A 26,013-nucleotide genomic window follows, 5' to 3' on the forward strand; every position below is an offset into this window, starting at 1 on the left:
ACTCAGGGTTTTTATTTACGATTTCCAGATTAAGAATCTTTATTCGCGCTATCTTCAGAGTCCGTTTTCGCTTCTTCAGCTTTCACTTCTTCTTTAGCTTCTGGTTTTGCTTCCGCTTTTGGCTCTTCCTTTGCAGGCTCAGCTTTTACTTGGTCGCCCCAACCAGCAGGCTCACGAATTGTATCTTTACGGTCCATTAGGTCATCAATTTGACCTGCATCGATCGTTTCGTACTTCATAAGCGCATCTTTCATTGCGTGCATGATATCCATGTTCTCTTCAAGGATCTTCTGCGCACGAGCGTAGTTACGGTCAATCAGAATACGAATCTCTTCATCGATAAGCTTAGTGGTGTCGTCAGAAACATGTTTAGTCTGACTTACACTGCGACCTAAGAATACTTCGCCTTCTTCTTCAGCATAAAGAAGAGGACCTAGCTTCTCAGAGAAGCCCCACTGAGTCACCATCTTACGCGCAATATCAGTTGCACGTTCGATATCGTTAGAAGCACCAGTCGATACTTTGTCTTTACCGTAGATAAGCTCTTCAGCAAGGCGACCACCGTACAGACTAGAAATCATAGACTCTAGGTGTTGACGAGACATACTTACACGATCTTGCTCTGGTAGGTACATCGTTACACCAAGTGCACGACCACGTGGAATGATAGACACTTTGTACACTGGATCATGTTCAGGTACTAGGCGGCCAACAATCGCGTGACCCGCTTCGTGGTATGCCGTTGACTCTTTTGTTTCTTCCGACATAACCATAGAGCGACGTTCTGCACCCATCATGATTTTGTCTTTTGCTAGTTCAAACTCAACCATAGATACGTTGCGTTTGTTACCGCGAGCAGCGAATAGTGCCGCTTCGTTAACTAGGTTAGCTAGGTCAGCACCAGAGAAACCAGGAGTACCACGAGCAATCAATGACGGCTCTACATCACCTGCTAGAGGAACTTTGCGCATGTGAACTTTAAGGATCTGTTCACGACCACGTACGTCTGGTAGACCAACCACAACTTGACGGTCGAAACGACCAGGACGAAGTAGTGCTGGGTCAAGTACATCCGGACGGTTAGTCGCAGCGATAACAATAATACCTTCGTTACCTTCGAAGCCATCCATCTCTACAAGCATTTGGTTCAATGTTTGTTCACGTTCATCGTGACCACCACCAACACCTGCGCCACGCTGACGACCTACCGCATCGATCTCATCGATAAAGATGATACAAGGTGCCGCTTTCTTCGCTTGTTCAAACATGTCACGCACACGAGATGCACCAACACCAACAAACATTTCTACGAAGTCAGAACCAGAGATAGTGAAGAATGGTACTTTCGCTTCACCTGCAATCGCTTTTGCAAGTAGCGTTTTACCTGTACCTGGAGGACCAACAAGTAGGATACCAGTTGGGATCTTACCACCCAGCTTCTGGAATCGGCTTGGATCACGTAGGTAATCAACTAGCTCTTTCACGTCTTCTTTTGCTTCGTCACAACCTGCAACATCAGCAAACAACGTTTTGATCTGCTCTTCGCTCATCATACGAGCTTTGCTCTTACCGAAAGACATAGCGCCTTTACCGCCGCCACCGCCTTGCATTTGACGCATGAAGAAAATCCACACACCAATCAGTAAGATCATTGGGAACCAAGAGATGAAGATAGTGCCAAGTAAGCTCTGCTCTTCAGGTGGTGTACCTTGAACTTTTACATTTTGATTAATTAAGTCATCAAGCAGCTTCTGGTCATAAACAGGCATGTACGTAACGTACTTAGTACCACCGCCACGACGTGTGAAAGTGATTTCGCTGTTATTGAACTGCGCCTCTTGAATCTGGCCTTGGCCAACTTCCTGTACAAACGTGGTGTAATCTACTGCTCTGCCGTTACTTTCACCAGGGCCAAAGCTCTGGAATACCGACATCAACACTACAGCAATAACAAGCCACAGAATTAAATTTTTTGCCATGTCACTCAAGGTGTCAGCCTCGCGATAACTAATTGTAATTAAAGGTAGGGTACTACAGTTTGTAACCTGTAGCTATATTGTTAACGCACACTATTTAAGAGAATCGTTAACCTTTGTAACCAGTGGCTACAATAAACACTTCACGGGAACGAGCTCGCGAAGAATCGGGTTTTCTCACTTTAACCGTTTTGAACATCTCACGAACGTCCTTAACGTATTGGTCGAACCCTTCGCCTTGGAATACTTTAACAACAAAACTACCATTGGTAGCTAGAACTTGTCGACACATATCCAATGCTAATTCAACTAAATACATAGCTCTTGGTTGATCTACAGAGTTGTTGCCTGCGATATTCGGAGCCATATCAGACATTACTACGTCCACCATGTCCGGTTGGATCCTATCTAATAGTGCTTCTAGTACCGCATCCTCTCTGAAGTCCCCTTGCAAGAAGCTCACACCTGCGATTGGGTCCATAGGTAATAAGTCACATGCAATGATTTGACCACTGTCACCTACAATCTTAGCAGCATATTGAGACCACCCGCCAGGCGCAGCCCCTAAATCGACAACTGTCATGCCTGGAGACAGCAATTTGTCTTTAGTTTGAATCTCTTCCATTTTGAAGTAAGCACGTGAACGGTAGCCTTTCTTACGGGCTTCATTCGCGTACTTGTCGTCGAAGTGTTCCTTCAACCAACGGCCTGAACTGGCCGAATGTTTCTGTTTGCTCATTGGGTACCTAAATTGGAGGAAAGTACTAATTGCTGAATAAATTATAGTCTTCAGCTTTAGATGGCGTTAAAATAGGTTTTTTCAACCCTAATAGTAAAGAAAATTGGCCGCGTAATGAACCTAAGTACCAAACAAAAGCAGCATCTAAAGGGCCTAGCTCACAGTTTAAAACCTGTTGTGCTAATGGGCGCAAATGGACTTACTGAAGCTGTTCTAGCGGAAATCGAAATCGCTCTAGACCATCACGAACTGATCAAGATTAAAGTTGCATCAGAAGATCGTGAGACTAAACAACTGATTATCGATGCCATCGTACGTGAGACTAAAGCAGAAAAAGTACAAACTATCGGTAAAGTACTTGTACTGTTCCGCCAGTCTGAAGAGCGTAAAATCGAGATTCCACGTAAGTAAGCTTAAATATCAGGGACAATCTCAAATATCAGAGATAATCTCGTTGTTTAATCACTACGTGAGAAAAGAAAAAGGTCGCAATTGCGACCTTTTTTGCTATCTAGAGACTGATAAATTAGATGTATTCTACTTTATCAATTTCAAAATCTTTCTCGCCACCTGGCGTTGAAATCATTACTTCGTCGCCTTCCATCTTACCAATGAGACCACGAGCGATTGGTGATTTCACAGAGATACGGCCAGTTTTGATGTCCGCTTCATCTTCAGAAACGATTTGGTAGCGAACTTCTTCATCTGTATCTACGTCGATCAACGTTACAGTCGTACCGAAGATGATCTTACCTGTGTTTTCCATCTGTGTAACATCGATGATTTGCGCTACAGATAGCTTATATTCGATATCACGAATCTGCGCTTCACAGATACCTTGCTCTTCACGAGCAGCGTGGTATTCCGCGTTCTCTTTTAAGTCACCCAGTTCACGAGCTTCACCGATCGCTGCTGAAATGATTGGACGCTGTTTTAGTAAGCGCTCTAGTTCTTCACGTAGCTGCTGTGCGCCACGTACTGTCATTGGAACCTTTTCCATTTTCTACCTCTATGCTGAAAGTTTTCTTCAGCCAAAATAAAGCTACCCAACCTCGTTGGTTAGGTAGTTAGAACAAAACGATTTAGCTTAGTGTAAACAAACTTAGTGGCTAAATCACCTTTATTCAGCGTTGTATTACAAAACCGCTATCTAGGTCTAAATTACACATATCACAAAAATGAATATTAACGTCACAATTAATAAGTATCGAAATAAAAACCTAAAAAAAACAAAAACAAGCAAAAGCCCAAGTTTACGATTAAAAATAAAAACCAAATTAAAACATAAACTTAAAACGCAAAGACAACAATAAAACACTGTTCATTATTTTTATTGATATCATTTTACTAACTTGCGGCGGAACTTTAAGGGTAAAAAGTACCCCACGGATTGCTCCGGCAAGTTTCTAGCTTATGTTCTAAGCCTGATTATGAAGCTTGGTTAATACGAGCAATACAAAAAAGGATTCAAATCCTTGATAACAACCTTTATGGACAGTAATTAGGAATTAATAACATGAACAAGACTATGATCGCGCTTGCTGTATCGGCTGCAGCTCTTGCAACTGGTGCTAACGCTTCTGAACTATACAACCAAGACGGTACTTCTCTAGAAATGGGCGGCCGTGCTGAAGCTCGTCTATCTATGAAAGATGGCAAAGTTGAAGACAAATCTCGTGTGCGTCTTAACTTCCTAGGTAAAGTTGAAATCCAAGACGGCCTATACGGTGTTGGTTTCTACGAAGGTGAGTTTACAACTGACGAAAACGGCGGCGCTACAGATAACAACGACGGTAACATCACTAACCGTTACACTTACGCTGGTCTAGGCGGCACATTTGGTGAAGTAACTTACGGTAAAAACGACGGCGCACTAGGTGTAATCACAGACTTCACAGATATCATGGCTTACCACGGTAACTCTGCAGCAGACAAACTAGCTGTTGCTGACCGCTCTGACAACATGCTGTCTTACAAAGGCGAATTCCAAGCTCTAAATGTAAAAGCAAGCTACCGTTTCGCTGACCGTTCAGAAAACAACAACGGCGAATACGTTGACAACGGTAAAGATGGCTACTCTCTATCTGGTATCTACGCAATCGGCGAAACTGGCATTAAAGTAGGTGCAGGTTACGCAGATCAAGATAAGAGCAACGAATACATGCTTTCTGGCTCTTACACTATGGGCGACCTATACTTCGCAGGTGTATTCACTGACGGTGAAAAACAGCAAAACGATGGTACAAATGACCTAAACTCTGCTGTTGACTACACGGGCTACGAACTAGCAGCGGCTTACACTATGGGCCAAACAGTGTTCACTTCTACGTACAACAACGCTGAAACAAACGGTGACACTTCTGCAGACAACATCGCTATCGATGCAACGTACTACTTCAAGCCTAACTTCCGTGGCTACGTATCGTACAACTTCAACCTTATCAGCAAAGGTGACAAGATCGGTTCTAACGATACTTCAGCATCAGCTTTCGCAACTTCAGCAGATGCTGAGGACGAGCTAGCTCTAGGTCTACGTTACGACTTCTAATTCTGATTATCTAATTGATTAATTAGTTAATTTCGAATCAATACGCCCGCTGACTAGCGGGCGTTTTTTATATCTGTATACTGAAGATATCTCCCATGACTCAGCACTCTTATGCGTCTACTTTCTTCTTTGCTGGCTATCAGCTTCGCTTGCTCTGCTTCAGCTTATGCGCCACTAGAAAAGCTCCCCCATGGCAGCTCTAGCAGCCTAATCTTGCAATCTTTAAGCGAAGATAAAGTTCAGCTTAATACCAATACTCAAGGCTACTATCCACCAGCAAGCACACTCAAGCTAGTAACAGCACTGGCAGCTAAGCTAGAACTCAGTGACAACTTTCACTACACCACCAGCATCGCTCAGTCTGGGAAGGATACCATCATCCAGTTCAGTGGTGACCCAACCTTGCAACGTGACGACCTGAAAAAACTGTTAAATCAATACGCTAAAAAGCAGAGCAATACTATTCAGGGCAATCTCTATTTGGATAACTCCGCTTTCACTGGTTATCAGCGTGCCGTCGGCTGGCCGTGGGACATTCTTGGGGTCTGCTACAGTGCTCCATCAACAGCTATCACGCTTGACAGCAATTGCGCGCAAGCGTCCATCTACACTCAAGACAACGGTAAAACACGAGTTTACATCCCAGTTCACTACCCTGTGGTTGTCTCAACCATTGCTGATACCGTGACCAAATCCGGCCAGAAAGCGACACAGTGTGAGTTAGAGCTTCTGACCACACCAGACAATCACTACCAGTTGTCGGGGTGCTTAGTCGAACGCAAGAAGCCACTACCACTGAAGTTTGCGATTCAAAACCCGGAGCTTTACACACGAGAAGTAACGCAATCACTGCTCAAAGAATCAGGGCTAGCCGTTAAAGGTAACATTATCGTTGGAGTTAAGCCTTCATCTAAGCAAATCAAAGTGGTCGCAAGCCATCAATCGCAGAAGCTACCTGTTCTGCTCGATACCATGCTTAAGAAATCAGATAACCTGATTGCTGATAACCTGACTAAGACTCTTGGTTCTAAGTTTTACGTACAGCCAGGCAGCTTTAATAACGGTACTGAGGCGATAAAACAGATTTTACTCACTAAAGCAGGTATCGACTTATCCCAAGCGCACCTTGCAGACGGCTCAGGGCTCTCTCGTAACAATCGAATGACATCGAAAAGTATGGCCGAGGTATTGCGTTACATATGGCAGAACGATACTGATCTTCAGCTTATCAAGGCGATGCCAACCTCAGGGGTCGATGGCACACTGCGTTACCGTCAGAGCATGCGCAAAGCACCTATCAAAGAAAACATCATAGCCAAGAGTGGTTCGGTGTATGGGAGCTACAACATGGCAGGCTATGGCCTTGATAAGTCAGGTAAACCAAACTCACTGTTTGTTCAGTTTGTGCGTGATTACTTCCCGAAAAAGCAAGACCAAGATAAGCCTGTAGAAGCGCCTATAGTGACCTTCGAGAAGGCGTTTTATCGTGATGTGATTGAATTTAGTCAGAATAAATAAACATAAGAAAGGCGCAGGAAGTAAACACTTACTGCGCCTTTTTTATTGAGAGTTAATTAAAGCGTAGAATCAAGCGATACCAAGAAAGGAATTCACCACTGTAAAGTAGATCCACATACCTGAAATATCGACGATAGAGGCGAGTACTGGGCTCACAAGTACCGCAGGGTCGAGCTTGAACAGACGAGCCACAATAGGCAAACCGCCACCAAGTACCGTCGAAATGGTCACCTGAATAAACAGCGCAACCGCAATCGCAAACGCGATCATGTTAATGTCATAGCCGCCCGTTGACTGATTCTCGCTAAACAGCAGAATGCGGCCAACCATCACCACAGCAATCGCTCCAGCTAAGCAGATAGCCACTCGGAACTCTTTCCAAATTACACTCAGCCATTGACGTTTTTTGAGCTCGCCCGTTGCCAAGGCTCGAATCACCAGAGTCGCCGCTTGTGTACCTGTATTTCCGCCAGCAGCCGCAATTACGGGCATATAAATCGCAAGCAGAACCAACTGACTGAGAATATCCTCATACTGAGCGATAATCAGGCCAGAAACGATCCCTAGCAGTGCTAGCGCAATAATCCAACCGATACGTTGCCTTACGTGGCTCATCACCCCAGTCGTGAGATAACCCTGCTGAGGTTCAACTTCAGAGTAGATAAGTCCTAATTGGTGAGCTAAATGGCGAGAGCGTTTTTCATAGCCCTGCTCTTCTAACTCACTAAGTAGAGCTTGAATAACACTGAGAGAACACTGACCAAGTACCAAGACTGCGTCTTCCAGTGGCATACGATTCAGCAACTCAACTTGCTGCTCACGCGTGTACTGTTGAAAGGCACTCGATACGGCCTGAATGTCTCGTTCAGAGTATAAAGCTTCAATAGATAAAAAAGTGTTGTTCATTACCGTCATGGCGAATCTCCCGATTGGCAAAGGTAACGACCATCAAAACAAGTAGCCTACAGCGAGCACTTCAAGAACATAAAGCTGGGCACACCAAAAGCTTACAATTCTATAACTCAAGAATATATAGCTAAGCGCACCAAGAGCTTAAAGCACTGATGTGTCTACTTGTTAGAATCTAGAGTGTGGAAAAGAATGAAGGGAAAACAAAGATACCCTACCTGAACGGCAGGACATTAGATCAATACCGAGACAGGTTATTCTTCTCCCTTCAAACTAGGAGGATGGTCGGTATTGTTCATAAAAATCTCCAAAATTACTGTCAGTTCGACAGCGCGCATAGTGTAGCAAGGCCGCACAAAATACTTGGTCAACTTTGTGTCAATAAAAAAGGCATCCGTAGATGCCTTTTTACTAACTCATTGAGATTTAATATTACTTGATAGTAATACGAGCAAACTTACGCTTACCTACTTGGTAAACCGCTGTACCCGCTGCAGGTACTAGCTTGCTGTCTTCAATCTTCTCGCCTTCGATCTTAGCAGCACCCTGCTTGATCATACGCATCGCGTCAGAAGTCGAGTTTACTAGACCTGCTTCTTTAAGCACGTTAGCGATAGGCAGACCCGCTTCGAATTCAAACTCAGGCATTTCATCTGGCACTTGGTTCTTAGCAAAACGGTTTACGAACTCTTGCTCTGCTGCGTCAGCATCTGCTTCAGAGTGGAAACGAGCAATGATCTCTTTCGCTAGAAGAACTTTAACGTCACGTGGGTTCTTACCCGCTTCAACGCCAGCTTTCAGCTCAGCCACTTCCTCAAGAGGACGGAAAGACAGCAGTTCGTAGTAGCTCCACATTAGATCGTCAGAGATAGACATGATCTTACCAAACATTTCGCTTGGTGCTTCACTGATACCGATGTAGTTGTGTGCAGACTTAGACATTTTCTTAACGCCGTCTAGACCTACAAGCAGTGGCATCATTAGTACTGCTTGTGGCTTCTGACCTGCCGCTTTTTGCAGTTCACGACCCATTAGCAGGTTAAACTTCTGGTCTGTACCGCCAAGCTCAACATCGCTCTCTAGTGCAACAGAGTCGTGACCTTGTAGAAGTGGGTACATGAATTCGTGGATAGCGATCGGTTGGCCGCCTGCGTAGCGCTTTTTAAAGTCATCACGCTCAAGCATACGAGCAACAGTTTGGTTAGAAGCAAGACGAATCATGCCTTCAGCACCAAGGTCTGATAGCCACTCAGAGTTGAAACGAATTTGTGTTTTCTCTGGGTCTAGGATCTTGAATACTTGCTCTTTGTAAGTTTCAGCATTCTTTAGAACATCTTCACGGCTTAGTGGTGGACGTGTTGAGTTCTTACCAGACGGGTCACCAACCATTGCAGTGAAATCACCGATCAGGAATGTCACTTCATGACCAAGCTCTTGGAAAGCACGAAGCTTGTTAAAGATAACCGTATGGCCTAGGTGAATATCTGGTGCTGTTGGATCGGCACCCAGCTTAATACGTAGAGGACGACCCTCTTTCAGTTTTGCAATCAGTTCGTCTTCTGGAATCAGTTCTTCAACGCCACGTTTGATCTCGGCTAGTGCAGCTTCAATACTCGCCATTCTTGTTCACTCCCACAGATTTGGCAAAAATATAATAGTTAGACATCTTACTTGAATAGCGATGTATTTTGAAACCAGTTACACTATTCAGTCGTCTATTTTCTTAATATTTACTATACGAACCGGAACATGTTGTCTATTTTTGCACGCCTTCCTATATTGCACCGGGTCTTTATTGCATTTTTTAGTGCTGTAATCTTCGTTGCCCTTTTCCTTCTACCCGATGTCAGTTCTCTGCGTGATAAAAGTGACTCTCTAGTTATTGGCAAACATTACCCTCTTACTATCAACGCTGCCGCTCTGGTCAGCAGTGAAGAACATGTACCTACAGCGGTACTCAATTGGGAGAAGTACACGGTTCGTTCTGGTGAAAGTACCTCAGTACTATTCGAGCGTATCGGTCTCTCCTATCGACTATTGATTACGCTGCTGAACACCAATAAAGACATCAACAAACAGCTGTCGAACCTTAAGCCAGGTGACGTTTTACAGTTTGGTTTTGATGAAAACAACGACCTAATTCAGCTAAAAAGGCAACTCAGTGCCTTCGAGAGCTTTAAGATCACCAAGTCAGATGACAGCTACACCTCAAGCTTTGATAAAAAAGAGGTCGCTTACCAATACAACTACGCAGAAGCAGACATCACTTCTAACTTCTGGAACGCGGGCATGAGTGCAGGCTTGACCGCAAACCAAATCATGGAGCTGGCAGGCATCTTTGGTTGGGATATCGACTTCGCGTTAGACATTCGCAAGAACGACAGCTTTAAGATCTTGTACCAAGAAAAAGTGGTAGAAGGTGAAGTGATTGGTCGCGGCAAGATCACCGCTGCGGTTTTCAAGAACCAAGGCGATACCTTTACCGCGATCCTTGATGACAAAACAGGGAACTACTACGACGATCAAGGGCGAGCGATGAAAAAAGCCTTTCTACGCTCCCCAGTCGACTTTAGACGCGTAACATCGAACTTTAACCCTCGTCGTAAACACCCAGTTACCGGTAAAGTACGCCCACACAGAGGCACCGACTATGCCGCGCCTGTGGGTACACCGATTTGGGCTGCCGGCGACGGTATTGTTCAGAAGTCGGGCTACAATCAATTCAATGGTAACTATGTCTTCATTCGACACAGTAATACGTACCTAACCAAGTACCTGCACCTTAAGAAACGCTTGGTAAAAACAGGACAGCGAGTGAAACAAGGCCAGACTATCGGTACCTTAGGCGGTACAGGTCGTGTTACCGGCCCACACCTGCACTACGAATTCTTAGTGAATGGCGTGCACAAGAACGCTCGTACTGTGAAGCTACCACAGTCTAAGTCGCTGACTGGTAAAGCGAAAACAACCTTCATTGCTAACTCGAAGCTACGCCTAGAAAAACTAGACCGTTATAGCCAACTACTGGCCACTAACTAATGTTTCACCTACAACGTTTAACGTTTAACTTTGTGTAAACCGATACGCAAAACAACATAAACGACAAAGGGCACTCTGAGGTGCCCTTTGTTTTATCTATCGTACCTAGCTTTTACTGTTGAGCTTGTGCTCTGTTTGTTTTTATCTCTACCTAACATCAACAAACAAGGCGTGAGTACCAAGGTTAAAACCGTCGCAAACGCCAAACCACCAGCAATGGCAGTTGCCAATTGCGACCACCACTGGGTACTCGGTGCGCCGAATTCGATCTTCTGATTGATTAAGTCGATGTTCATCTCAAGCACCATCGGCATCAAGCCCAAAATGGTTGTCACGGTTGTTAGCATTACCGGCCTTAGACGTTGGACACCGGTTCTTAAAATTGCATCTCGCTTGTCTAGCCCCCGCTTGACCAGCTGATTGTAGGTATCAATCAGTACGATATTGTTATTCACCACAATACCTGCCAATGCGATCACCCCAATGCCGGACATCACCACACCGAAAGGACGCTGGAATATCAATAGCCCCATGAACACACCAACGGTTGAGAAGAGCACCGCACTGAGGATAAGAAAGGCCTGATAGAAGCTATTGAACTGAGTGATGAGAATCAAGGCCATTGCCGCCAACGCAACCATGAATGCACTTTGCAAAAATGCTGATGAGTTCTCTTGCTCTTCGTTCTGGCCACGAATACGAAACTCAACGCCATCGGGTAAGCCCAACTCGCTTAGCGCTTGTTCAATCTTAGGTAGTTCGAGCGCAAGATTGAACCCTTCTTTCATATCGGCCAACACGTTGACCACGCGTTTACCATCTAGGCGCTTAATGGTGTCTTGCTTGTGGTCAGGCACAATCTGAGCGAAATTGGTGATAGGAACCAGACCTGCAGGCGTTTTAACTCTTAGCTGATCAAAACGGCCAATATCTCTCTTATCATTTGGATAACGAACTAAGATATCGACCTCTTCAGAAGAGTCATCAGGCAAATAATCTCCGATCTTTAGCCCGTTGGTCACAAATTGAACCGTATTTCCGACAAGAGTGGCATCGGCAGAAAAGCGAGCTGCATCATCACGCCTAATATCCACTTTCCAATCAATTCCATCTTTACTGCTAGTATCGCTGATGTTGGTCAGAGCTGGGCTGGCATCTGCCCACGACCGAACCATTTTGGCAGCTTGATTTAACTGCTCTGGCGTTTTTGCAGAGAGCTCAATCACCAAGTCATTCTCTACTGGAGGACCAGCATCTGGAAACTTAAACTCAATTTCGACTCCCGGGTATTGATCAGTTTGAACTTTTAGCTCTTCAATGATTGCTTTAACACTGCGACGATACTGCCAATCGACAGGCGTAATCGAAATAAGACCAATCTGATCATCTCCCCCTGTGCGCGTGTAAACACTGTCGAACTCTTCATGGCCAAGCATCATCTGCTCAATATCTCGCATAATAATGTCTTTTTCTTGAATCGCGAGGTCGCCATGCGAACGCACTTTTACGTTGAAGAATGGAGGATCAACTTCAGGGAAGAATTCCGCTCCAAGTCCCGCTTTGGCGTAAGAAAACCCGACAGCAATAGAGAGCAATATCGCGCTCAATAAGATTTTAAGTGGATGCTGAATAGCGATTGAGAGGGTGCGGTAATAGAGCTTAGTAATCCCTGTCGCTTGTGAGAAGTCTCCATTATGTAGAGCCACCATTCGAGATTGATTAGAAGCAGAGACATACTGCGGTTTACCAATCAACCCTCCCAACACAGGAACAAACAACAGTGCCATCAACAGAGAAGCAAACAAGGTCGCGATAAGTGTCAATGGTAAGTACTTCATGAACTCACCAGTCACATCTGGCCAGAACAGCAATGGCGCAAACGCCGCTAAAGTCGTCGCGGTCGATGCTGTGATTGGCCACGCCATGCGCTTCGCTGCCGCTTGATACGCTGTTTTCCTTGCTTCGCCCTCTTGCATCCTCCTATCAGCAAACTCGGTAACAACAATCGCACCATCCACCAGCAAACCAACGGCCATGATCAACGAGAACAACACCACGATGTTGACCGTTAAGCCAAACACCGATAACACCAATAACCCAGTTAAGAACGATCCGGGGATAGATATACCGACCAATAACGCAGTGCGAACACCTAAGATCGCGATGATCACGATCACCACTAAGATAATGGCCGAGAGAATGTTGTTTTGCAGATCATTGAGCATGATCTTGACATCTTTAGACTCATCCCAAGTGAACTTAACCAATAAATTATTTGGCCACTCTACTCTTTGCTGAGCAACACCAACGACAGCTTTAACCAGTTCTACCGTCTCAATGATATTCTCGCCAGCACGCTTCTTGATATCTAATACTAAGGCAGATTTACCATCTAAGCGGGCAAAGCTTTCAGGATCGCGAAAGGCACGCCTTACCGTGGCAACATCGCCAAAGGTCACCACCTGTTTACCGTCAACTTTGATTGGCAGCTCAAGCACATCTTTCAAAGAGTTAAAAACGGAAGGGACTTTGATCGAGAATCGACCATAACCGGTATCCACAAATCCAGCCGCTACAACGCGGTTATTCAGTGCGATCAGATTATAGATATCGGCTTGATCTAAGCTGTAGCTTTCCATGAGTAAGGGATCGACAATGATTTCGACAATGTCTTCTCTGTCGCCAGCGATATCCACTTCGAGTATCTGGCGATAGCTTTCTAGTTTGTCTCCTAGTTCACGAGCAATTTGAACGATAGTGCGCTCGGGAACCGTGCCATATAAAACCACGGAAAGCACGGGTTGCTCTGAGGCTAAAGTCACCTCATTAACGGTTGGTTCATCACTGTCTTCTGGCAACTTAGGCTTAGCAAGATCGACCGCATCTCGCACGTCTGCCATTGCCTTGGTGAGATCAACCCCGACGTTGAATTCCAACACCACCGAAGCATGGCCTTCAGAGGCCGTTGCTGTCATCTCTTTTACACCCTCAATCGACCGCAGCTCTTGCTCTATAGGTCGAACTAATAAGCGCTCGGCATCTGTTGGGGAAATACCTTGGTGGCCAACAGACACATAAATGATTGGAATGGTAATGTCCGGGCTCGACTCCTTTGGAATCGTAATATAAGTGCCGATGCCCGCGACCAAAATAAACAGCAGCAATGACAACATGGTTCGCGAGCGAGACATCGCAGCATCAATCAATGAATACATGATGTTCTCTCCTAGTTCGCCGCTGTTGGTTGCTCTGTGGCAATCACGTTATCACCATCGCGCACAAAACCTTGTCCAACGGTAATGATATCCACTGTCTCCCCCAGTCCTGCAAGCCAAACTCCATCTTGTTCTGCTTTCACTAACTGAATCGGAACAAACTTTACGACCTTGTCATCACCAGATGGCACTAAGGTTTTCACACCAAGGTTGCCAGCCTCATCCAAAGCCAACATCGCAGGCGTCACTTTGACCGCTTGCTGACTTTCTAGATTCAGAGAAACCTCTGCACTGACGCCAGCTGGCAAACTGCGCTGCGGGTTTGGGATTTCAATCTCAATTGGGAATGTATTGGTCGACGCTGTCGATATACGCGAGATGTAACGAAGCTTACCTTCGACACTTTGATGACCTAATAAACGAACCTTAGCCGCTTGGCCTAATTGTAGTTGTTGAATGTGACGTTCACTCACATCCGCTTCAATCACCAGTGGATCGAGGTCTATGACACCAGCAACCGGATCGCCGACCCCAACGAAGTCTCCGACTTCAACGTGTAACTCCTGCACGATGCCAGAGAAAGGCGAACGAATCACCGTATTACGCAGCGCTAGCTCTGCATTACTTTTCATGGCTTTTGCTTCGGTCAGTGCGGCTTCTGCGGTGGTATAAGCAATCTCACCTTGCAGGCCACGCTTTTTCAAAGATTGCGCAGCCTTAAACTCTTTCTGCTTCAAGCGATACAGTGCTGAAGCTCGCTCTAATTGAATACCTAAATCGGCTTTGTCAATCTGCGCGATCGCTTGACCTGCTTCGACCGCATCACCTTTCGCAATATTGAGTGTTACGATTTTTCCAGCAATCTCTGCACCTAAGCGCGCATGCCGATCAGGTGCTGTTCTGCCATATAAATCAATAACTTTGTATGTAGGTGAAGCGTCAAAGGTTTGAAAGGAGACTTTTGCGAGAGGGACTTCTGTACTCGCTGAGGAAGTTGGCTCTTCGGCCTGCCCAACGCCTAATCCCAACCACACAGATAACAGCACCACCAAGAAGAGGGATACCAACCAAGGTTGCTTTGACCAAGAGGAAAACCCAATACGGGCGAAGCGGCTAGGCATAACACGTCCTTTTACTATTCATAACCTGATGATTGAGAGAGATACTGAACTCACGTAAGCATGTGCAACTTCCTGATACACATCTCCAACCATAACAGACCCACAAGAGGTAAAATTCGATGAGCCCGACACTTTATTCAACATGTCGTTCAATAGAAAACAAAGCTAGTTCTTTTAAAGACAACAACTTAGCCTAAAATCCGAGTATCCCTCCCCTCTGAATTTTATGATAACTGTGCCAAGCACTCAGTAAAAAATACAAAAAAAAACGCCGAACCTAAGTTCAGCGTTTCTATATAACAATACGTTTTGTCAGCTTTTACACGCTGAACGATGCACCACAACCACAAGTTGTTGTTGCATTTGGGTTGTTTACAAAGAAGCGTGCGCCTTCAAGGCCTTCTGTGTAATCCACAACACCGCCAATCAGGTACTGAAGGCTCATTGGGTCAACCACTAGCGTTACACCACTATTTTCAATAGTCATGTCACCATCATTTACTTTTTCATCGAATGTGAAGCCGTATTGGAAACCGCTACAACCACCACCTGTAATGTATACACGCAGTTTTAGATCTGGGTTTTCTTCTTCAGCAATCAGCGTTTGTACGCGGGTAGCTGCTGCATCAGAAAAAGACAATGGGATATTTGCTTCGCTCACGACAACCTCTCTTACCTGTGTCAAAAACAACATGATACAAATCGAGTTCGAGATCATAGTTGTTGAATATATTTTTCTATTCCGGTGATTATCCAATACCTGACTGAAACGTTCAAGTATTCACCATCTGATCGCCGTTTTTCCTGCTAAAAACTCATCAAATAAAAATAAATTAGCCGCTTAACCCCTCAAAACCACCAGATTCGGGTGATTATCTCAGCGAAACCATTCCTAGTTGGTTTATGGATAGGTACAATGCGAGCCAATTGGTCCCGACAGTCAAAAGAGGATATATCAATGACCAAATCAGCAGAGCTGTACGAAAAAGCACAGCAAACTATTCCGGGTGGCGTTAACTCTCCTGTACGTGCATTCAATGGTGTAGGTGGTTCTCCAATCTTCATCGAGCGCGCTGATGGCCCGCTAATTTTTGATGCTGATGGTAAAGCATATATCGACTACGTTGGTTCTTGGGGTCCAATGATCCTTGGTCACAATCACGCTGTTATCCGTGATGCAGTTATCGAAGCGGCTCAACGTGGTCTTAGTTTCGGTGCTCCAACGGAAACTGAAATCAAAATGGCTGAGCTTGTATCTGAGATGGTTCCTTCAATGGAACAACTACGTATGGTTAGCTCAGGTACTGAAGCAACGATGAGTGCAATTCGCCTTGCTCGTGGCTTTACTGGTCGTGACAAAATTCTTAAGTTTGAAGGCTGCTACCACGGCCACGCAGACAGCCTACTTGTAAAAGCTGGTTCTGGTGCTCTGACTCTTGGTCAACCAAGCTCGCCAGGCGTGCCAGCAGATTTTGCTAAGCACACGCTAACGGCGACATTCAACAACCTAGACTCAGTACGAGAGCTATTTGAAGCAAATAAAGGTGAGATCGCTTGTATCATCGTTGAACCTGTAGCGGGCAACATGAACTGTATCCCACCAGTAGAAGGCTTCCACGAAGGTCTACGTGAAATCTGTGACCAAGAAGGCGCACTACTGATCTTTGATGAAGTAATGACAGGTTTCCGTGTTGCTGAAGGCTGTGCGCAAGCTTACTACAACATCAAGCCAGACCTAACGTGTCTTGGTAAAGTGATTGGTGGCGGTATGCCAGTAGGTGCTTTTGGTGGTCGTAAAGAAGTGATGCAATACATCGCACCAACAGGTCCAGTATACCAAGCAGGTACTCTATCAGGTAACCCAGTGGCAATGGCGGCAGGTTACGCATGTTTGAACCTTCTACGTGAAGAAGGTAACGAGAAGCGTCTAGCGGCAAAAACTAAGCAACTGGCTGATGGCTTCAAGCAGCTTGCAGACAAACACGGTATTCCACTACTGGTTCACCAAGTTGGCGGTATGTTTGGTTTCTTCTTTACTGAACAAGAAGCAGTAACGTGCTACGAAGATGTAACTAAGTGTGATGTAGAACGCTTCAAGCGCTTCTTCCACCTAATGCTGGACCACGGTGTTTACCTAGCTCCTTCAGCATTCGAAGCAAGCTTCACATCACTAGCTCACGGTTCAAAAGAGATCGACGCAACACTGGAAGCTGCTGACCGCTGTTTTGCAATCATTGCTGCAGAATAAGGCTATTTAGCTTTAACACATTGTTTATAAAGGCTGCTTTGTGCAGCCTTTTATTTTTCAAGCAAACCGAGAGTCACAAAATAGTTCTCACCTCGTTGCGACTTCCAATTAGCGCTCCCAGAATAAAAACACCAGTAGCATTAAAGTGCCCAGCAACATTCGAAACCACGGGATCTCTTTTTTAGCTTGCTGCTCATTCTCTTGGCATTTTTTGTCGTTATTACAACACCCCATAATGAAAACTCCTCATTGCTAACTCTCTGTTTTGCAGCCATTATAAACTGAGTTCGCAAACATAGAGACCACTACCGTGTCAGAAAAGATCAAAATTAACTCAAGTCATTGGGTGATTATTGTTGCCCTACTTGCGGCGGCGTATGCCTGTTATTTATTGATTGAACCTTACGTCAACTCGATCGTGATGGCGTTCATCATCTCGCTATTGATGTTTCCGATCCATGAATGGCTTGAGAAAAAACTTCCTAATAAAGCCAATCTGGTCTCTCTGCTCTCGTGCATTATTCTCACATTCATCATTGTGATCCCTTTGCTCGCCGTCTTTGCTGCAATTGTTCAGCAAGGTTCACTGTTCTCGCAAAACACTTATAAATGGGTTACGCACGGTGGTATCCAAACCCTGTTTGAACATCCTTTGGTGGTTAAAGCGCTCGCCTTCATCAATGACTACCTGCCGTTTGACAACATTGAACCACAAGCAATTGCGCAGAAAGTCGGTGAATTCGCTACTAGCTTTGGCTCCAAATTAGTTGGGATCAGTGCCAAGATCTTAGGTGATGCGACCAACTTCTTGATGGATTTCTTCTTGATGCTGTTCGTGCTGTTCTTCCTGCTGCGCGATCATGACAAGATCATCAGCGTAGTTCGTCACATATTGCCTCTGTCTCGTAGCCAAGAAGACAAGCTACTGGCAGAGATCGAACAGGTTTCTAAATCCGCTGTTATGGGCTCATTCTTAACCGCAATTGCACAAGGTTTTGCTGGTGGTTTGGGTATGTGGATAGCAGGCTTCCCGGGGCTTTTCTGGGGTACCATGATGGGCTTTGCTTCATTCATTCCGGTCGTTGGTACAGCACTGATTTGGGTTCCTGCAGCAATCTACTTATTCCTAACTGGTGATACTACGTGGGCTATCTTCCTTACAGTTTACTGTGTTGCGGTGGTTGGCTCGATTGATAACCTGCTCCGCCCACTCTTGATGCAAGGTAGCGCAGGTATGAATACCTTGATGATCTTCTTCTCGCTATTAGGTGGTATCCAACTGTTCGGTCTCATCGGTCTGATCTATGGCCCACTGATCTTTGCGATTACTATCGTACTGTTCAATATCTACGATGAAGAGTTTAAAGATTTCCTTAATCGACAAGACAACACATAATCGACTTAGCGACGATTAAAACTTCAAGCTTGGGGCGGATTATGCGAAAATCCGCCCCTATTTTTTGCTAACGATTCAACAGAGAGTCCCTATGTCTGCCTATATCGCCCCAAGCCAAATTGCTCAACGCCAACTCGCCTATTTTGAAGGCAAACATGTTCTGGTTGCAGGTGAGGCTGAAGACCTATTTCCTGTTGAATTAGCTAAACACTGTGAGTCGGTATCAGTATTTACCTCTAACTACAGCTATTACCGTCAGCTAGAAAACTGCAATACCATTCAACGTTTCTATGGCGCCGAGTTCACCGAAGAGACTCAAGCAGATCTCGTTCTACTTTATTGGCCAAAAGCCAAAGCTGAAGCGGAATTCTTGCTCGCAATGTTGATGGCGAAACTGGGTAAAGATACTGAGATTGTGGTTGTTGGTGAAAACCGTTCCGGTGTGAAGAGCATCGAGAAGATGTTCAAGCCTTACGGCAATGTCGTTAAATATGACTCAGCGCGTCGCTGTTCTTTCTATTGGGGTCAATGCCTAGAGCACGCTCCAGCGTTCAATCTTCAAGAGTGGTTTAAAACCTATTCGGTGAACATAGGTGAGCAATCACTTACAGTTAAGAGTCTGCCTGGTGTATTCAGCCACGGTGAATTTGATATCGGCAGTAAATTACTGCTTGATACGCTACCAAGCCTAAACGGTAAGGTGCTCGATTTTGGTTGTGGTGCAGGTGTGCTTGGTGCTGTGATGGCTTCACGTAACTCTGAGATCGAGCTAGAGATGTGCGACATCAGCGCTTTTGCCGTGGAATCAACTAAAGCGACACTGGCAGCCAATGGACTAACGGGTAAAGTATTCGCTTCCGATGTCTACTCAGATACATCAAAAGATTACCGTTTCATCATCAGCAACCCACCTTTCCATTCAGGTCTAGACACTAGCTACAGTGCGACAGAGACTCTATTGGCCGATGCACCGAACTACCTGAGCGCTCAAGGTGAAATGATTATTGTGGCTAACAGCTTCCTCAAGTACCCACCAATTATTGAGCAAGCTTTTGGTAAATGCGCGACACTAAATAAGACCACAAAATTCGCTATCTATCACGCAGCGAAATAACCTACCTCTACAAAGTGCAGGACAATCCCTGCACTTTTTGCTCATATTGCTAGCAAAATTTAATAAATTTGCGCGACTGCACACGCTTTAAATAGCACTTACTTGTCAAAGTAAAAAAACTCGTTAATTTCGTTAAATTAGAAACCACTCAATCTATTCTTTGTACTCAAATTTCAAACATTTTCAGAAGTACATTCAAGGAAAGTAGTACCTAATTTATGTTTAGATTCTATCGAAAGCAGAAGTTTAAGCGCCTTCAAAGTACGCTCATGCTAGCGTTTCTCGTGTTAAGTCTGACTCCTGTTACTCTTATTGCTGTCTTTTTCCTTCAGTCTCATAGCCAAGATTTGCAAGAGCAGAGTACCTCTCACTTGGTGTCTGTGCGTGATACCAAGCAGCAACAGATCATTGATTACCTGCAAGCTCAAGAGTCGCAAGTGATTGGCTTTGTTCGTTCAGAGTTGGCTATCGCCAGTGGCGGGCGTTTTTATGGTCTTATCAATGCCTTTCAACGCCTCGGCTTAGACATTGAAGAAGCACGCAGCAATGCTCAACAACGTTATATTCAAGGTTCTGGCAACGAGGTAAAAACGTCAATTTTGCCAGAGTCGAGCAGCTACGTTGGCAGTGAGCGTTATCGCCTACTTCACAAGCGCTACCACAACGCCTATCTAGAACTGATTAAACGTGCCGATTTTGACGATATCCTTCTGGTTGATATCAACGGTAACGTCGCCTACTCGGTGTTTAAACAAGACAACTACGGCACTAACCTTCTCACTGGTAAATACAAAGACTCAAACCTTGGCCTGACGTTCCAAAAGCTAGCGAAAGATGTAACAGAAAAGCGCAAGACCAATGAAGACTACACCCCTGTTATCGTCTCTGACTTTCTTGATGAAAACGGCAAACAGAGCGCATGGCTAGGCGCACCGATTGTTCAACAGGGCTACCTACATAGCTACGCGATGTTCAGACTACCAATCAATGGCATCACCAAGCTGATTGCGGATCTCAATAAGAGCTCGAACATGCAGACCCTACTCGTTGGTAGCGATCACCTTCCAAGAAGCTTGGCGCACAGTCAGCAAGCCATCGACCTCAGTCTCGAAGTCATTGATAAAGCATTAGCTGGTGAAACTGCGGTTGGCACCTTTAACAACAGTTCGGATCAAGCGATCATTGCCGCATACGCACCTATCGAGTTGGATTACGCAAACTGGGCGCTAGTGGTTGAACTACCAGAAAAAGAAGCCTTTGCTCGAATCCACCAACTGGAAAAAATCTTCGTGATCGTAATGCTGACGGCAATAGTGCTGGTATTTGTCGCATCTCATTACCTATCCAACTTCATTACTTCACCGCTGCTTAAGCTCACTTGGGCTGCCGAGAAAGTCTCGGCAGGCGATCTCGATGAAGCGATGATCAATACCGAGCGAAAAGATGAAATAGGACGCCTGGCAGTCAGCTTTGAGCGTATGCAGCGCTCCATTCGTGAAAAGATGGGGCTCATTAAATCGCAAAATGAAGAGCTTGAAGATAACCTCAAGACCATCCAAAAACAGAATGACGAGTTACAGCTCGCCAACAAGCTCAAAGATGAATTCCTAGCCACGACCTCACATGAGTTGCGTACTCCTTTGCACGGCATGGTAGGTATCGCTGAGGCATTGATCTCTGGCGCGAATGGTCCTATTCCAGCAAATCAAAAATACCAACTGGATATCATCATCAACAGTGGCCAGCGCCTCGCAACTCTGGTTGATGACCTGTTGGATTATCACAAAATGCGTTATGGCAGCTTAGACATTAAAAAGTCAGCGGTTGACCTATCTGCAGCGACCAGTTTGGTACTTGAGCTATCGCACCACCTACTTGGCAGTAAACCGATTCGTATCATCAACCAAGTTCCAGCGGATTTAGGTCTTGTATCATCCGACCCGCAACGCCTAGAGCAGGTAATGTATAACTTAGTAGGCAATGCCATTAAGTACACCTCTGAGGGCAAGATCGTCATTTCTGCGAGCGTCATTGACGACAATATCCGAGTACAAGTGGTCGATACTGGCCAAGGCATCCCAGCAGAGCATTTAGAACATATCTTTGAACCACTTATTCAGGCAGGGCAAGACGCAAGTTCATATCGACAAGGTGCAGGGCTTGGATTGTCGATCAGCCGTCAATTGATTGAATTAATGGGTGGCTCGCTCTACGTCAGCAGTCAACCAATGGTGGGAACGACATTCAGTTTCACGCTACCACTAGCAACACCGGAAGAGCTTGAGTATTACAACGAGTCTAGCAATTACTCGCACTTCCAAGCGCCAGAGGTACTAGAGAGCGGCCAGCAAGATAATAGTGAGATTCACGAAGACCCAGGCGGCCCGCTGCTTGTGATTGCCGATGACGAACCGGTTAACCTACGTGTACTTGATAGCTTCTTGAAGCTAGAAGGTTATCGCGTCCGCACGGCTTGTGATGGTCCTGAGACCATTGAATTAATTGAAAAAGAGAAACCAGAGCTGCTACTGCTCGACATCATGATGCCCGGTATGAGCGGCTACCAAGTGTGTGAAACACTAAGAAAGCAGTATGACCACGCACAATTACCAATCATTATGCTGACCGCGCTAAACCAACCTGAAGACCGCGTTCGAGGTTTTGAGGTTGGAGCCAATGATTACCTGTCTAAGCCGTTCAATAAGCAAGAGCTAGCGGCCCGAATCACAGCGCACCTATCAGCAAGTAAGGCAGAGCAGCGACGCATCGAGAACGACCAGCTTCAGCAAGAGTTGAAGCATAGAGCAATGGTAGAAGCCAACCTGCTTGAAACCCAAGGTCGTCTGCTTGAGCAATTAGAATCAGCGCCTGAAGCAATTATCTGCATTCGCGATGATCAACGCATTCGCTTTGCCAACGAAGCCGCCGCTAAGCTATTTAGACGCAGCCAAGAACAACTCAAGCGTTCTATGGCTGATGAAATCATTGCACCGAAGTATTTACGCGTAGACCAAGCTCACTACTGTGGCGAGATTGATGTCTACATCAGTGATACTCGCCAACGAGTTTCAAGTGATATTCTCAAACTACCTGAAGGCTCTGGATTAGACACTATGTATATTTTCAACGTTGGCGGTGCAGTAAACTCAAATCGTATCAACAACCTAGAAACGGCCGTAGAAGCGCTGTCGAGTTATGCCTTTGAAGGGGACAAAGACAAGCTACAACAACTGAAAGAGCTAGGCGGCGAATTCACTCGCCTTGCTGACAAGGCCGCTGGTGAAGGTAAGAATAAACAAGAGTTAATGCGAGAGGTGCTTGTTGAAGCTATGACCAACGCCCTTGTTTATTGGGAGTCGGTCACAGGAGAGACTAAGTTTGCCTTCGCTGAAAAGAGTGGCTTATGGCGTGTCTATCTCGATAGAAGTACCTTGCAAACTCGAACACTAGATAAGTACTTACGTGTAGAAACTCTGCCTAAGACGCCTCGCTGGCGCACAGTACTGAGCTCTCTTGAATTTATTCTGGAGCACTGTAAAGAGCAAACACCGGAAAGGACTCACATTGAAATGCTCAGAGATAAACTACAAAAGCTCCTCACTAGTTAGGCTAGTGCTTACTATTTGCTTTACTACCCTAGCCCGCTGCCACCAGCGGGCTTTTTAATGCCTCAGCATCTACGCCTTCTCATCAACCTGAATTCATTTATCCAAGTCTGAATTCCCTAATTCCCTTGGGAATCGTTCTATCGTCATATTGTGCGCTCAAGGCCATTCACAGTAGCCGATTTAAGAGGCTTTAATACACTAGGCACCTATCACTTCTATAGCGCTTAAATGACTTCACAAAGCACTTATTTAAAGATATAAAACAAGCTCAAAAGAACGTTATACAAACGAAATAAACAGGCTAATTATCGGGCTCTTTTCTTCGTTACTGACACATTACTAGGCGTTGGTTTGACTATTTGTTGGACTTTGAGAAGCGAGTCACAACAGAACGGCAGATTTAATTTTTTGTGGAAATTTAACGTCATTTGGCGAAGTGATGGAGATCTACAAATATGAGAAAAGGCAACAAATAAGCAAATTTAATAGCCTGAAAAGTAAGTGGCCACTTACAATAATTATCTATGCGCTATTAACTGCGACTCATATCACCCAAGTATCGATTGTACATTTATCAATCAAAAGTACATTTTTTGACGTTAATGACGTGTCGTTTTGTAGTTTTAACGTTTTTAACGGGAAACGAGTTTGATTAATTCATGAATAAGGTGTTTTCTTACTCGTGCCAAAGGTCTACAGGCCACTCTTAACACTTCATAGAAGCAGCGATGATTCTTGGAACAATGACAAAGAGGTAGACCTTGAACAGAGTGTGTATCTACGAATAGCAAAAGATGACATTCAATCCATTAGTGAAATGAAAGCAAATAGTAAGGAACAGCTATGCTTGCCAATATAAAAAAAACAGCACTAGCAACAGCAATTATTGCGACTGCTACGACAGGTTTTGCATCGGTAGCAACAGCTGCAGAACGCAGCGAACTGACTATCCACCCGAAAGAGTACACAACGTTTGTACGTAACTTTAACCCGTACCTAGGTGCGACTAACTTACATACAACGACTGACTTCTTATACGAGCCACTTGTTGTTTTCAACGAAATGCACGGTAACACACCTGTATTCCGTCTAGCTGAAAACTTCAAAATGGCTGACGACCTAATGAGCGTAACGTTCGACATCCGTAAGGGTGTTAAATGGTCTGATGGTAAAACCTTCTCAGCAGATGATGTTGTTTTTTCTTTCAACCTTGTAAAAGAGAAGCCAGAGCTTGACCAATCTGGTATCAACTCTTGGGTAACTTCAGTAGAGAAACTTAACGATTACCAAGTTAAGTTCCGCCTAACAGAAGCAAACTCAAACGTACCTTATGAGATTGCTAAAGTACCTGTAGTACCTAAGCACATCTGGAAAGACATCAAAGATCCAGCAACTTTCACCAATGAGAACCCTGTAGGTTCTGGTCCATTTACTGAGATCGATACTTTCACAGCTCAACTTTACATTCAGTGTGAAAACCCGAACTACTGGGATGCTGACAACCTAGACGTAGACTGTCTGCGTGTTCCACAGATCGCAAACAACGACCAATTCCTAGGTAAAGTGGTTAACGGTGAAATGGACTGGACATCTTCTTTCGTACCAGACATCGACCGTACTTACGCAGCAGCAAGTCCTAAGCACCACTACTGGTACCCGCCAGCAGGCACGCAAGCATTTGTTGTGAACTTCAAGCACCCAGATGCTGCGAAGAACGAAGCGCTAAACAACGTTGAATTCCGTCGTGCATTCTCTATGGCTCTTGACCGTCAAACTATCATCGATATCGCGTTCTACGGTGGCGGTACAGTGAATGACTTCGCATCTGGCCTTGGCTATGCATTCGAAGCTTGGTCTGATGAAAAGACTCACAACAAATACAAAGGCTTCAACACTTACAACGCTGAAGGCGCGAAGAAACTTCTTGCTGATGCAGGCTTCAAAGACGTAAACAAAGACGGCTTTGTTGATACACCATCAGGCAAATCTTTCGAGCTATTAATTCAATCACCAAACGGTTGGACTGACTTCAACAACACAGTACAACTTGCAGTTGAGCAACTAAACGAAGTTGGCATCAAAGCAAAAGCTCGTACACCAGATTTCTCTGTGTACAACCAAGCAATGCTTGAAGGTACGTACGACGTAGCTTACACAAACTACTTCCACGGTGCGGATCCATACACTTACTGGAACAGCGCATACAACTCTTCACTGCAATCTGGTGACGGCATGCCTCGTTTCGCGATGCACTTCTACAAGAACGACAAGCTAGACGGTCTTCTAAACAGCTTCTACAAAACAGCTGATAAGAACGAACAGCTAGACATCGCTCACGGTATCCAGAAGATCATCGCCGCTGACCAAGTAACGATTCCTGTAATGTCTGGTGCTTACATGTACCAATACAACACAACTCGCTTCACTGGTTGGTGGAACGAAGAGAATCCAAAAGGTCGTCCAAACATCTGGGCTGGTATTCCAGAGCGTCTACTTCACGTACTGGACCTAAAACCAGTTCAATAAGCAGTCGTTCAATCCTTGCGGCGTAATCCCTTACGCCGCTTATAAAAATCCCCACA

At 45.1% G+C, this 26,013-nt stretch carries 17 protein-coding genes; 9 read left to right on the forward strand and 8 right to left on the reverse strand.

The features are described 5' to 3' along the window. Positions 1-29 precede the first annotated feature (29 nt). Together ftsH and rlmE are read right to left on the reverse strand one after the other, a co-directional pair. Positions 30-1,979, reverse strand: a complete 1,950-nt coding sequence (ftsH, locus tag AC6R05_RS16105) for an ATP-dependent zinc metalloprotease FtsH (RefSeq protein WP_500648000.1) — start codon at positions 1,977-1,979, stop codon at positions 30-32. A gap of 106 nt (positions 1,980-2,085) precedes the next feature. Continuing rightward, positions 2,086-2,715: a 23S rRNA (uridine(2552)-2'-O)-methyltransferase RlmE gene (gene rlmE / locus AC6R05_RS16110; RefSeq protein WP_032551539.1), complete on the reverse strand. Its 630-nt coding sequence runs from the start codon at positions 2,713-2,715 to the stop codon at positions 2,086-2,088. A 114-nt stretch (positions 2,716-2,829) separates the two neighbouring features. Here rlmE and yhbY point away from each other — a divergent pair, with 114 nt between their 5' ends. Beyond that, positions 2,830-3,126, forward strand: a complete 297-nt coding sequence (gene yhbY / locus AC6R05_RS16115) for a ribosome assembly RNA-binding protein YhbY (RefSeq protein WP_032551538.1) — start codon at positions 2,830-2,832, stop codon at positions 3,124-3,126. 115 nt (positions 3,127-3,241) lie between these two features. Here yhbY and greA read toward each other — a convergent pair whose 3' ends face one another. After that, entirely contained in the window at positions 3,242-3,715 is a 474-nt protein-coding gene (greA, locus tag AC6R05_RS16120) for a transcription elongation factor GreA (RefSeq protein ID WP_032551537.1), read from the reverse strand. Positions 3,716-4,231: 516 nt separating this feature from the next. Here greA and AC6R05_RS16125 point away from each other — a divergent pair. Both AC6R05_RS16125 and dacB read left to right on the forward strand, forming a co-directional pair. Further along, positions 4,232-5,263: a porin gene (locus AC6R05_RS16125; RefSeq protein ID WP_500648001.1), complete on the forward strand. Its 1,032-nt coding sequence runs from the start codon at positions 4,232-4,234 to the stop codon at positions 5,261-5,263. Between the two features lie 111 nt (positions 5,264-5,374). Further along, positions 5,375-6,781: a serine-type D-Ala-D-Ala carboxypeptidase gene (gene dacB, locus AC6R05_RS16130; RefSeq protein WP_500648002.1), complete on the forward strand. Its 1,407-nt coding sequence runs from the start codon at positions 5,375-5,377 to the stop codon at positions 6,779-6,781. A gap of 69 nt (positions 6,782-6,850) precedes the next feature. Here the strand turns inward: dacB and AC6R05_RS16135 are convergent, their stop codons facing one another. Continuing rightward, positions 6,851-7,696 (reverse strand): magnesium transporter, encoded by an 846-nt coding sequence (locus AC6R05_RS16135; protein ID WP_032551534.1) that lies wholly within the window; start codon positions 7,694-7,696, stop codon positions 6,851-6,853. A 426-nt stretch (positions 7,697-8,122) separates the two neighbouring features. Next, positions 8,123-9,310 carry a tyrosine--tRNA ligase gene (gene tyrS, locus AC6R05_RS16140; RefSeq protein WP_032551533.1) on the reverse strand — a complete coding sequence of 396 codons (1,188 nt, stop codon included), beginning with the start codon at positions 9,308-9,310 and terminating at the stop codon, positions 8,123-8,125. Between the two features lie 129 nt (positions 9,311-9,439). Between tyrS and shyC the strand changes: the two genes are divergently transcribed. Next, positions 9,440-10,729, forward strand: a complete 1,290-nt coding sequence (shyC, locus tag AC6R05_RS16145; protein ID WP_500648003.1) for a peptidoglycan DD-endopeptidase ShyC — start codon at positions 9,440-9,442, stop codon at positions 10,727-10,729. Positions 10,730-10,821: 92 nt separating this feature from the next. Here the strand turns inward: shyC and AC6R05_RS16150 are convergent, their stop codons facing one another. The 3 genes from AC6R05_RS16150 to erpA all read right to left on the reverse strand — a co-directional run bounded on the left by AC6R05_RS16150 (position 10,822) and on the right by erpA (position 15,726). Continuing rightward, complete coding sequence (locus tag AC6R05_RS16150) at positions 10,822-13,944, reverse strand: efflux RND transporter permease subunit (RefSeq protein ID WP_500648004.1); 3,123 nt, start codon at positions 13,942-13,944, stop codon at positions 10,822-10,824. Positions 13,945-13,955: 11 nt separating this feature from the next. After that, positions 13,956-15,065 (reverse strand): efflux RND transporter periplasmic adaptor subunit, encoded by a 1,110-nt coding sequence (locus tag AC6R05_RS16155; protein WP_500648005.1) that lies wholly within the window; start codon positions 15,063-15,065, stop codon positions 13,956-13,958. A 319-nt stretch (positions 15,066-15,384) separates the two neighbouring features. Next, on the reverse strand, positions 15,385-15,726 hold the full coding sequence (gene erpA / locus AC6R05_RS16160; RefSeq protein ID WP_032551754.1) for an iron-sulfur cluster insertion protein ErpA: 342 nt from the start codon (positions 15,724-15,726) through the stop codon (positions 15,385-15,387). 297 nt (positions 15,727-16,023) lie between these two features. Between erpA and hemL the strand changes: the two genes are divergently transcribed. From hemL to AC6R05_RS16185, 5 genes are all read left to right on the forward strand, one after another. Beyond that, entirely contained in the window at positions 16,024-17,313 is a 1,290-nt protein-coding gene (gene hemL / locus AC6R05_RS16165) for a glutamate-1-semialdehyde 2,1-aminomutase (RefSeq protein WP_500648006.1), read from the forward strand. A gap of 310 nt (positions 17,314-17,623) precedes the next feature. Next, positions 17,624-18,709 carry an AI-2E family transporter gene (locus AC6R05_RS16170; protein WP_150893533.1) on the forward strand — a complete coding sequence of 362 codons (1,086 nt, stop codon included), beginning with the start codon at positions 17,624-17,626 and terminating at the stop codon, positions 18,707-18,709. A gap of 91 nt (positions 18,710-18,800) precedes the next feature. After that, complete coding sequence (gene rsmC, locus AC6R05_RS16175; protein WP_500648007.1) at positions 18,801-19,823, forward strand: 16S rRNA (guanine(1207)-N(2))-methyltransferase RsmC; 1,023 nt, start codon at positions 18,801-18,803, stop codon at positions 19,821-19,823. A gap of 218 nt (positions 19,824-20,041) precedes the next feature. Then, positions 20,042-23,431 (forward strand): hybrid sensor histidine kinase/response regulator, encoded by a 3,390-nt coding sequence (locus tag AC6R05_RS16180; RefSeq protein ID WP_500648008.1) that lies wholly within the window; start codon positions 20,042-20,044, stop codon positions 23,429-23,431. 843 nt (positions 23,432-24,274) lie between these two features. Next, on the forward strand, positions 24,275-25,957 hold the full coding sequence (locus AC6R05_RS16185; protein WP_500648009.1) for an ABC transporter substrate-binding protein: 1,683 nt from the start codon (positions 24,275-24,277) through the stop codon (positions 25,955-25,957). Positions 25,958-26,013: the final 56 nt, after the last annotated feature.

The sequence above is a fragment of the Vibrio sp. R11-SG3-ISO9 genome, assembly GCF_059834255.1.

Excerpts from the sequence above, each read along its gene's own strand:
- rlmE (WP_032551539.1), bottom strand. The coding sequence starts at position 2,715 with ATGAGCAAACAGAAACATTCGGCCAGTTCAGGCCGTTGGTTGAAGGAA.
- greA (WP_032551537.1), bottom strand. The coding sequence starts at position 3,715 with ATGGAAAAGGTTCCAATGACAGTACGTGGCGCACAGCAGCTACGTGAA.
- AC6R05_RS16135 (WP_032551534.1), bottom strand. The coding sequence starts at position 7,696 with ATGACGGTAATGAACAACACTTTTTTATCTATTGAAGCTTTATACTCT.
- AC6R05_RS16125 (WP_500648001.1), top strand. The coding sequence starts at position 4,232 with ATGAACAAGACTATGATCGCGCTTGCTGTATCGGCTGCAGCTCTTGCA.
- yhbY (WP_032551538.1), top strand. The coding sequence starts at position 2,830 with ATGAACCTAAGTACCAAACAAAAGCAGCATCTAAAGGGCCTAGCTCAC.
- shyC (WP_500648003.1), top strand. The coding sequence starts at position 9,440 with ATGTTGTCTATTTTTGCACGCCTTCCTATATTGCACCGGGTCTTTATT.
- ftsH (WP_500648000.1), bottom strand. The coding sequence starts at position 1,979 with ATGGCAAAAAATTTAATTCTGTGGCTTGTTATTGCTGTAGTGTTGATG.
- AC6R05_RS16150 (WP_500648004.1), bottom strand. The coding sequence starts at position 13,944 with ATGTATTCATTGATTGATGCTGCGATGTCTCGCTCGCGAACCATGTTG.
- AC6R05_RS16180 (WP_500648008.1), top strand. The coding sequence starts at position 20,042 with ATGTTTAGATTCTATCGAAAGCAGAAGTTTAAGCGCCTTCAAAGTACG.
- rsmC (WP_500648007.1), top strand. The coding sequence starts at position 18,801 with ATGTCTGCCTATATCGCCCCAAGCCAAATTGCTCAACGCCAACTCGCC.
- hemL (WP_500648006.1), top strand. The coding sequence starts at position 16,024 with ATGACCAAATCAGCAGAGCTGTACGAAAAAGCACAGCAAACTATTCCG.
- AC6R05_RS16185 (WP_500648009.1), top strand. The coding sequence starts at position 24,275 with ATGCTTGCCAATATAAAAAAAACAGCACTAGCAACAGCAATTATTGCG.
- dacB (WP_500648002.1), top strand. The coding sequence starts at position 5,375 with ATGCGTCTACTTTCTTCTTTGCTGGCTATCAGCTTCGCTTGCTCTGCT.
- tyrS (WP_032551533.1), bottom strand. The coding sequence starts at position 9,310 with ATGGCGAGTATTGAAGCTGCACTAGCCGAGATCAAACGTGGCGTTGAA.
- AC6R05_RS16155 (WP_500648005.1), bottom strand. The coding sequence starts at position 15,065 with ATGCCTAGCCGCTTCGCCCGTATTGGGTTTTCCTCTTGGTCAAAGCAA.